General features: G+C 63.7%; 6 protein-coding genes and 4 pseudogenes. 6 read left to right on the top strand and 4 right to left on the bottom strand.

Annotation, left to right across the window (positions count from 1 at the left end; translation table 11 throughout):
* The 4 genes and pseudogenes from FV233_RS26565 to FV233_RS26555 form a co-directional block, all read right to left on the bottom strand.
* Nucleotides 1–342 (bottom strand): annotated as a pseudogene (locus FV233_RS26565) (IS481 family transposase); the annotation flags it as partial.
* 114 nt (nucleotides 343–456) lie between these two features.
* Nucleotides 457–942 (bottom strand): annotated as a pseudogene (locus FV233_RS26560) (IS66 family transposase zinc-finger binding domain-containing protein); the annotation flags it as partial.
* A 101-nt stretch (nucleotides 943–1,043) separates the two neighbouring features.
* A pseudogene (locus FV233_RS31395) lies at nucleotides 1,044–1,154 on the bottom strand (IS5/IS1182 family transposase); the annotation flags it as partial.
* An 89-nt stretch (nucleotides 1,155–1,243) separates the two neighbouring features.
* Nucleotides 1,244–2,176 carry a hypothetical protein gene (locus FV233_RS26555; RefSeq protein ID WP_187278236.1) on the bottom strand — a complete coding sequence of 311 codons (933 nt, stop codon included), beginning with the start codon at nucleotides 2,174–2,176 and terminating at the stop codon, nucleotides 1,244–1,246.
* A gap of 1,897 nt (nucleotides 2,177–4,073) precedes the next feature.
* Between FV233_RS26555 and FV233_RS30645 the strand changes: the two genes are divergently transcribed.
* The 6 genes and pseudogenes from FV233_RS30645 to FV233_RS26520 all read left to right on the top strand — a co-directional run.
* On the top strand, nucleotides 4,074–4,250 hold the full coding sequence (locus tag FV233_RS30645) for a hypothetical protein (RefSeq protein WP_187278235.1): 177 nt from the start codon (nucleotides 4,074–4,076) through the stop codon (nucleotides 4,248–4,250).
* A 74-nt stretch (nucleotides 4,251–4,324) separates the two neighbouring features.
* A pseudogene (locus tag FV233_RS26545) lies at nucleotides 4,325–4,627 on the top strand (transposase); the annotation flags it as partial.
* Between the two features lie 62 nt (nucleotides 4,628–4,689).
* The gene (locus tag FV233_RS31695) at nucleotides 4,690–5,163 is read left to right on the top strand and encodes a transposase (RefSeq protein ID WP_147899291.1); all 474 of its coding nucleotides are present in this window, start codon (nucleotides 4,690–4,692) and stop codon (nucleotides 5,161–5,163) included.
* Complete coding sequence (tnpB, locus tag FV233_RS26535; RefSeq protein ID WP_147899290.1) at nucleotides 5,160–5,516, top strand: IS66 family insertion sequence element accessory protein TnpB; 357 nt, start codon at nucleotides 5,160–5,162, stop codon at nucleotides 5,514–5,516. Before FV233_RS31695 ends, tnpB begins: the two co-directional genes overlap by 4 nt.
* 68 nt (nucleotides 5,517–5,584) lie before the next feature.
* Nucleotides 5,585–7,108: an IS66 family transposase gene (locus FV233_RS26530; protein WP_147899289.1), complete on the top strand. Its 1,524-nt coding sequence runs from the start codon at nucleotides 5,585–5,587 to the stop codon at nucleotides 7,106–7,108.
* 645 nt (nucleotides 7,109–7,753) lie between these two features.
* On the top strand, nucleotides 7,754–8,477 hold a 724-nt coding region (locus FV233_RS26520), incomplete at its 3' end, for an ABC transporter transmembrane domain-containing protein (RefSeq protein WP_246690098.1).

Below are 8,477 nucleotides of genomic sequence, written 5' to 3'. Positions count from 1 at the left end.
CAGCCGGTTCAGGCCCTCGGCCTTGAGGATGCGGTAGACCGCATCCCGGTTCAGGTGTGGCAGGAAGTGGCTGACGATGAAGGTCAGTGCATCCAGAGGAAAGCCGGTGGAGCGGCGGAGCGCGCACACGATGGCGCGCTCCTCATCGGTGGCTTTCCAGGGCAGCTTGTGGGGCCGAGCCGAGCGGTCCTGACACGCATCGGGACCGCGATTGCGCCATTTGCGGATGGTCTCGGTGGACACGCCGTAGCGCTTGGCCAGCACACCGGAGCGCTCGTACGAGCGGGCGATCTCGGCGCGGACAGCCGGGGTGGTGCGGGCTTGGGGATGGATGGCGAGCATCAGCGAGCCCTCCTGGAAGAACGGCGGCGCACACCTGCAAACCGCCACGCATAGGCTTTGATCGCCCAACGCGCCGCATCCCAACGACGTTCCGCAACCAAACAGCTAGAGCCATTCGTAGGACAGCGCCTGAAACGTCTCGAGATAGGTCGCCACCGCATGCAGCCGCGGGCCGAACGGGGAGCCGCGTGCCGCCTCCGGCACCGGTGCGACCACCCGCGCCCCGCAGGTTGGACAATGCACGGCCAACCGGCGATGCTGCGTCACGACCGGGGCCACCTCTGGCAGCTCGATCCGCTCGGAGGCGCTGACGACCTCGGCGGAAAGATCCTCGTGCAGGGCGCCGCCGCAGCACGCGCAGTGGTCGGGACGACGCTCGACGACCGCGTCAGGATCCTCGCTCATCACGCGGCTGTGGCCTTCGTGCCCGGGCTTGGCCCCGCCGGGCTTGGCCCCGCCGGGCTTGGCCTGGTCGCGGCGCTCCTTACGGTCGGTCGACGTTGGCTTGGAGGACGTGCGCGAGATTTTGTCCGAGCGCTGATGTCGTAGCAACAGTTCGATCAGCTCTCGGCGGCTCAATCTCTGCGCCCCACAGCGAATGAATCAGCGAAATTTGTCTCGCGCAAGACCCTATGAGGGAGCCTTATTATCGACGCGACGACCGGCGCCAAATCCCCAAATTTACCACTTGGGTCATTGCGAATCCCAGTCATCACAGCTCGGTCCTCGACAGAGGGAAGGCCGCCCTTTGAACGCAGCCGGGAAGGTGGGAGGCGTGGGGCAATCTCAAATTCGAGATCGTTGGGTAGCAGAGGAGATACAGTAGCACGCTAACGCACCCGCTGATTCAAGTACCGTCAGACGAAGAACGCGATAAATATCATTCAAAGCATAAATCAAGCTATCGCGACTTATCATTCAATCCCTGCTCGTAACCCGGATACGGATTATCTCGCACCTCCCAAGCTATGTGCAACCCAAATCTCGGGTCATTGAATGGAGTCTTGAAGGGAATCTGCCCACCAAAGCGTCCATAATCTCTGTCAAATACGTTCCATTTTCGCTCAAAATAATCCCTATTAAGGTGCATAATGTCTGATATTTTTTCTTTTATTACCGGGTTGGTTCTTGTGGTGGTCGATCTGTCATGTTCAACCAGCGTTTCTCTATGTGTAACGATTACAACATCGAGCCGACTGGCCCGCAAATTATAATCCATGTCTTCGTAGTAAGCCGGCGCAAAATTGGTATCAAAATACCCAACTTGCCCAATGGCATTTGGGGTAATGATTGCACATGCCATGCCTTGCTGAACCACTGATCCAGCAATCAAGCTATCGCCTATTTCCAGGCCCATCGTGTAGCAAATACCAAGGTTGTCTACGCAACGCGCGAACTCGATAAATTTCGCAAATCCGCCGTCCACGAAATGTAGATCGTCATTAACAATCAACGCGTACTCGGCACCTTCATGATAGGCCACAATTAACCCGTCATTCCAGCTTCGAGAAAGCCCACGATTCTTCATATGAAAGTACAGAGAAACATTTATTTTTCCTTCCAGACCCCGAAGGCGTTCTATAAATTTTTCTTCTGTTCCATGATGATGGATGTACCATTTGACTTTAATTCCAGATTGCTCGACGCTATCAATAAGCTTCTGTGGCCAATGACTATAAGTGACCAAAATAAGCGCAACTGTCATGGCCAAACGAATCCTCCTTGAACGACATATTTGCGCAGGTGTTGCGGCGCGCATCCCAGCCAACGTTCCGTCGCCTGCACCCGCCCTATCCGGTCTCGCTGCCCCGCCGACAACGGCAGGTCCGCTCAATCCGTCCCAGCAGCCGACATTGCTGAACGCGCGCATCCCGCGAGGAGAGTGGAAACAATACCTGGTGATTTTGAGAGTCGCATTAGGCTCGTACCAGAGATCGAGGTAAAATGGCGAGTCGAACCGAACAGCTGGCACCTCGGCGGGCAGCCGCTACGGTACTGCAGCATCAGTCAACGCGAGCGCTCATTCTCCCCAATCTGATCAGTTACGTGAACGAAGTTCGCCCAGCCATCTTGACGGTCGAGGCTGATGGGCAAAGTCCCTAGCTTGATTTGGCAACTGTCATTCACGGCGGCACGATGGTTATTCACAGTCGCTAAGCGCCTTTCAACGACGACTTTCTCAATGCTAAGTAAGCGCGCCTGCCTAGGCTGCCGGCGATCGTCCTCGACGACGTAGTTGGCACGCTGCTGATAGCCTGGAGCAAGTACGCTGCCGTGGTCAAGAAAATCAACGAGGTGGCTGTCCCTAGATGGCGCCATGGGCAAGGCGCCCCTGGGGTGGGGGAAAACCGGCCCCAACCCCACCAGCCGCGTTAAGCGCGGGGTCATGCGCTCGGTGCTCACTGACCAGCCCGGCATGCCTCTTATGGTGAACCTGTCGAATCATTGGCATCGTCATCGCGAGGGCTTGCGTCAACGATCACCTCCTGATGCGTGAAACCGCGGACGCCGTGCCGGTCGCCCGGCCAAGGCCGATCAAGTGGGCGCTCCAGCATCCGCGCAGGGCTACGACTACGTTGCCCCCCTCCGCGCCCGGGCCCAAGAGCGTGGCTTCGTCCTGCACCCGCGCCGCCGGTGCGAGGAAATCCAAGCCCGACGCTATCGCGGGGCAAAGGCCCAGCGCTAGGTCGTCGAGTGCGCCCATGCCTGGCTTAACCGCTTCCGCGGTATCCTCATCCGCGGGTCCAAGACGCCCGAGACCTACCGAGCCTTCCTCCACTTCGCCTGTGACGTCATCGTCGCTCAGCAAACCCTACCGGAATAGGCTCTAAGGAGTTGGTATTAGCCCTCCGCCTATCTTGCTCTCGGCCTGGCAGGGTCGGTGGCACATCTTCCCTGCCGGAGCCGATGCGCAACGGGGTTTGGGATACAAGATTGGTAAAGGCGGTTATGAAGCTGTCCGAGCTTTAGACCGCAACGGTGCGGCAAAAAGATCACGCATAACCGAGGCGGTGTTCCGCTCCTGACAGCCGGCATGGTATCAGCCTCAATCGCCCTAAGCAGGCAATCGGATTGTTCGTTATGCGCTCACTGATGGTCGCCGTCACCGCCTCGCTTTTGCTTCTGCCGATGCCCGCATCCGCTCTGTGCCGATGTACGTGCGTCCAAGGCGTAATGAAGCCGATTTGTCAGCCAACCGATCTGATGGTGCCGATTTGCCAGGGGCTGTGCGAGAATCAGATCCGGACCGATAGAGTGGTCATCCCATTAGCGGGCGGCAAGCCAGCCCTAGAACCAATTCAGCCGTTCAACCCCGCACCTGGTGGGCTCGTTTCACCAGAGATGAGCCTGGACACCAACCCGAACGGGACACAACTTGGTTCGCCGAGCCAGCTCTCAGGTAGCGTTGGGTCGAGCTTAAGTGGAGGCAGCGGCAGCGGCAGCGGTAGTGGCAGCGGAGGATCAAGTGCCGCCAGCGGAAGTGAGCGGTAATCTGACGGAATTGGACCGCTTGCGATCTGATGCCAGTGTTCTCGCATAGATGCGCATTGGCGAACCGCGTGGGTGATGATTCGGACAGCAGCGTGCAAATGACCATGGCGCGTAGCGCGAGGCACCCCGCGAGGCTGACAAGTCTTCGAATTAGCGGAAGAAGCGCCCCCAGGGAACGAGGCCGATCGGCTTATGATTGTTTGCCCGAACTCGCCACGTCGGACTGACAGGAGGTATGGATGAGCGGAACAGAGCGCGTGGAAGAGCTGGACAGCAACGACGTATCGCTGCCGACGCTGCCCGAGCCTCAAGCGCCGGAGCCGAATGCTGAAACTAGCGATGCGACGACAGGCAGCGAGGCCGAAATGCGTGCCGAAGAAGCCTACATTGAGACGATCAAGAGTAGTGGGGTCTAATCACTGCAGGGTCTACCGCGGCCTCGACTTCCTTGGAGCGCACGCGTTGTTCGCCTTCGATCACAGGAAGGACGATGCTCAGCAACGTGAAGTGGGCTGGTCTCGCGCCACTGGTCGCGGTTGTCGGCGAAGACACCGCCGCGGGATCTGCGGCGCACGCTCGCTGCTATTCTATGGCGACATCAGAAGGCGCCAAGTGGCGCGCGATCCCGCGAGGCCTCTCGCCGCAGTGGCAGGCGGCGCAGATCTTCATCCAATGGTCGCGCGAAAGGGTGGGGGAGCATCTGCTTGTTCTCATGCACGCGTAGGAGCTCGGCGTTGAGCTAGGCATGGTGTTCCTCGACGGCACCAACATGCGTGCGCATCAGAAGGCGGCTGAGCCTACGAGAAGCGTAAGCGGTGTCTGGGTCCGCCCTTTCGGTAGGCGTGACGAGTTTGGATGCTGATGGCCATTGCCTTGTGGAGTGGGGATCAGCTCGTGTCTGGACTTGAGCGTAGGTTTGAGCCGAGGCGGCTGGAGGTCATCAACGGCGCTGGCGGTCGGCGGGTCTGGTCGGCCGACGCCAAGGCGGCGGTCCTGGACGAGACGCTCCGGGCCGGCGCGGTCGTATCGGTGGTGGCCCGCCGCCACGGGCTCACACCGCAACAGGTGTTCGGCTGGCGCCGAGAGGCGCGGCGCGCGCTTGAGGCCGCGCAGGTTTCCACAGCGATGAGCTTCGTTCCCGCTCTCGTCGCGGAGCCAACGCCCGAGCCGCTGGCTGCACCTGCGCAGCGGTCCCGACCTGCGCGACGGCGCGATCCGGCCACCACCGGGATCGAATTGGAGATCTCCGGCGTCGCGGTCCGCATCGCTCAGGGTGCGAGCGCCGCCCAGATCGCGGCGGTGATCCGGGCCCTGAAGGGCTCGGCATGATCGGGCCATCCGGGGTGGTGCGCGTGATGCTGGCCACCCGGCCGGTGGACTTCCGCAAGGGCATGGACGGGCTGGCGGCTCTGGTGCGCGAGGCGATGGGCGCGGATCCGTTCTCCGGCACGGTCTACGTGTTCCGCTCGAAACGGGCCGACCGGGTGAAGCTTCTGGTCTGGGACGGGTCCGGACTGGTCCTCGCGGCCAAGCGTCTGGAGGTCGGTCAGTTCTGCTGGCCGAAGATCGAGGACGGCGTAGTCCGGTTGAGCGCAGCGCAGCTCGCGGCTCTCGTTGAAGGACTGGACTGGAAGCGCGTCCATGCGGCGCGTCCGGTCAGCGTGCCGGCGGTCGCAGGCTGATCAAAAAGGCTGGCCCGATCGCTCCGGAACAGTGGTAAAATACTGGCAGATATGCTCTAATCTGCTTCGTGGCCAAGCCTGCTTCACCCTCCTCCGACGATCCCGAGACGCTCAGGGCGCAGCTCGTCGAGGCGCAGGCCGAGAACGAGCGGCTGCGCCAGATCATCCTGGCGATGCAGCGCCACCGCTTCGGCCGTCGGGCCGAGAGCCTGCCCGAGGACCAACTCCTGCTCGGGCTGGAGGAGGCCGAGCAGGTCGAGGCCGCGGGCCTCGCCGCCGAGGAAACCGAGCCGGCCAAAAAGACTGCCCGGGGAGCCAAACGTCGGACGAACCGCGGCGCGCTACCCGCCCACCTGCCGCGGGTCGAGACCCTCGTCGACATCGACATCACTGCCTGCCCGTGCTGCGCGGGTACACTGCACCGGATCGGCGAGGACGTGTCCGAGCGCCTCGACGTGGTGCCGGCGCAGTTCCGGGTGCTGGTGATCCGCCGGCCGCGCTACGCCTGCCGGGCCTGCGAGGACGCGTTTGCGCAAGCCCCGGCACCGGCCCGGTTGATCGAGGGCGGCCTGCCCACCGACGCGCTGGTCGCGCAGGTGCTTGTCTCCAAATACGCCGACCACCTGCCGCTCTACCGCCAGGCGCAGATCTTCACCCGCCAGGGCGTCGTCCTCGATCGCTCGACGCTCGCCGACTGGGTCGGGCGCGCCGCCTTCCTGCTCCGGCCGGTGCACGCGCGGTTGCTGGAGACGCTGAAGCGCTCGGGCAAGCTATTTGCCGACGAGACCACGGCACCGGTGCTCGATCCGGGCCGGGGCCGGACCAAGACGGGCCAGCTCTGGGCCTATGCCCGCGCCGACCGGCCCTGGGGCGGATCGGACCCGCCGTGCGTCGCCTACGTCTACGCCCCCGACCGCACCGCGAGTCGGCCGATCGCACATCTGTCCGGGTTCGAGGGCGTGCTCCAGGTCGACGGCTATGCGGCCTACGAGGTGCTGGCCAAGGGCGGCGCGGTGCGGCTGGCCTATTGCTGGAGCCATGTCCGTCGTGCCTTCTACGAACTCGCCGCCGCCTCGCCGATCGCCACAGAGGCGCTGGCGCGCATCGCAGCGCTCTACCGGATCGAGGCCGACATTCGTGGTCGCCCGGCCGACGAGCGGCGCGCCGTGCGTCAGGAGCGCAGCCGGCCGCTGATCGACGGGCTGGAGCCCTGGCTGCGCGAGAAGCTCGGGCTCGTCAGCCGCAAGAGCAAGCTCGCCGATGCGATCCGCTACGCCCTGACGCGCTGGGCCGGCTTGAGCCTGTTCCTCGACGACGGCCGGGTCGAGATCGACTCCAACGTGGTCGAGCGCACGATCCGGCCCCTGGCCTTGAACCGCAAGAACGCATTGTTCGCCGGCTCGGACGCCGGGGGCGAACACTGGGCGGTGATCGCCTCGCTGATCGAAACCTGCAAGCTCGTCGGCGTCGAGCCGCACGCCTATCTCACCGACGTCATCACCCGCATCGTTGAGGGCCACCCGCAGCGCCGTCTCGACGACCTGCTGCCATGGGCCTACCCAGCCATGCCAGCCTTCAAAGCCGTGGCCTAAAAACAGCGCTTACCGAGAAGCGGCGAACTGTAGCTGAACAAGACGAACGTGAAGCCTCTGGTCGATCAGGTGCCCACCATGGAATCAAGGCTCGCGTGATCGCCAACGGCAAAGGCAGCGCGACCGCCTTCCGATCGTACCGGGACGGACCATGAACTGCCTCACGCGCAGCACCTACTCGACCGCTTACCGCGCATTCCCCATGGGTTGGGGCTGATCGGGGCTACGCCAGCCATTGCTTCCAGCAGCCGGTTCGAGAGGCCGGAGCAGAACTCGCCATCCCGTCCAAGCGCAACGAGGCTGCCGCGCACTGCCCAGACTGGATCTACACCAACCGCAACATTGTCGAGCGCCTCTGGGCACGGCTCAAGGAGTGGCGAGCGGCAGACACGTACTCTGATAGGGCCCCGCCAGCTGCAGTGGCGTCCTGTGCCTCGCCGCGACACTCGATCGCCTCAAGTAACGGCAAACCCGGAAATTGAATCACGAGCAGGCGAATCGCCCTTGCGAGCTGTTGAGCCGTCGCAATCAAAACTAAACGACCCCGCCGCTCCGGCAATAATCCATTAACCATCCGCCCTACAGAGTTTGATCAAGTATGGCGTGCATTGGCATGTCGAAGCTTTGCGCTTCGAGGGAGAGGCCATGAGACCGGGTCAATACACGGGTGAGCTGCCCAGCGCCTTGCGGCGCAGCACGCGCGCATTCGCGGCGGTGGCCGGGATGAGCGGGCTGGTCAACCTGCTCACCCTGACCGGCTCGTTCTTCATGCTCGAGATCTACGACCGGGTGATCCCGAGCCGCTCGATCCCGACCCTGGTCGGCCTGTGCGTGCTCGCGCTGATCCTGTTCACCGCCCAGGCCAGCCTCGAGGCCCTGCGCTCGCGCATCCTCGCCCGGATCGGCGCCGCGCTCGACGCCGACGTCGGCGCGCGGGTGTTCTCGTTGAGCGTGCGCGCGCCGCTACGCGGGGCCCGGCCCGAGGATGCCGCCCAGCCGCTGCGCGACCTCGACCAGATCCGCGCCTTCCTCAGCGGCTCCGGCCCGGCGGCGCTGTTCGATCTGCCGTGGCTGCCGGCCTACGTGGCGCTGTGCTTCCTGTTCCACCCGCTGATCGGCGCGGTCGCGGTCGGCGGCGCCGTGCTGCTGGCCGGGCTGACCCTGATCACCGACCTGGCCACGCGCGGGCCGACCCGGGCGGCCTCCGCGCATGCCGGGCGGCGCCAGGCGGTGTCCGAGGCAGCCCGGCGCAACGCCGAGGTCATCGCCGCGATGGGCCTGGAGCGGGCGCTGTGCCGGCGCTGGCAGGCGGCGCACGACGACTGCACCGACGCCCAGCAGCGCAGCGCCGACGTCGCCGGTGGCCTCG

It is taken from the genome of Methylobacterium sp. WL7 (assembly GCF_008040085.1).
Classification (GTDB): Bacteria; Pseudomonadota; Alphaproteobacteria; order Rhizobiales; family Beijerinckiaceae; genus Methylobacterium; species Methylobacterium mesophilicum.
The sequence above is the reverse complement of the archived record's forward strand: the minus strand, read 5'-3'. Positions and strand labels throughout refer to the sequence as shown.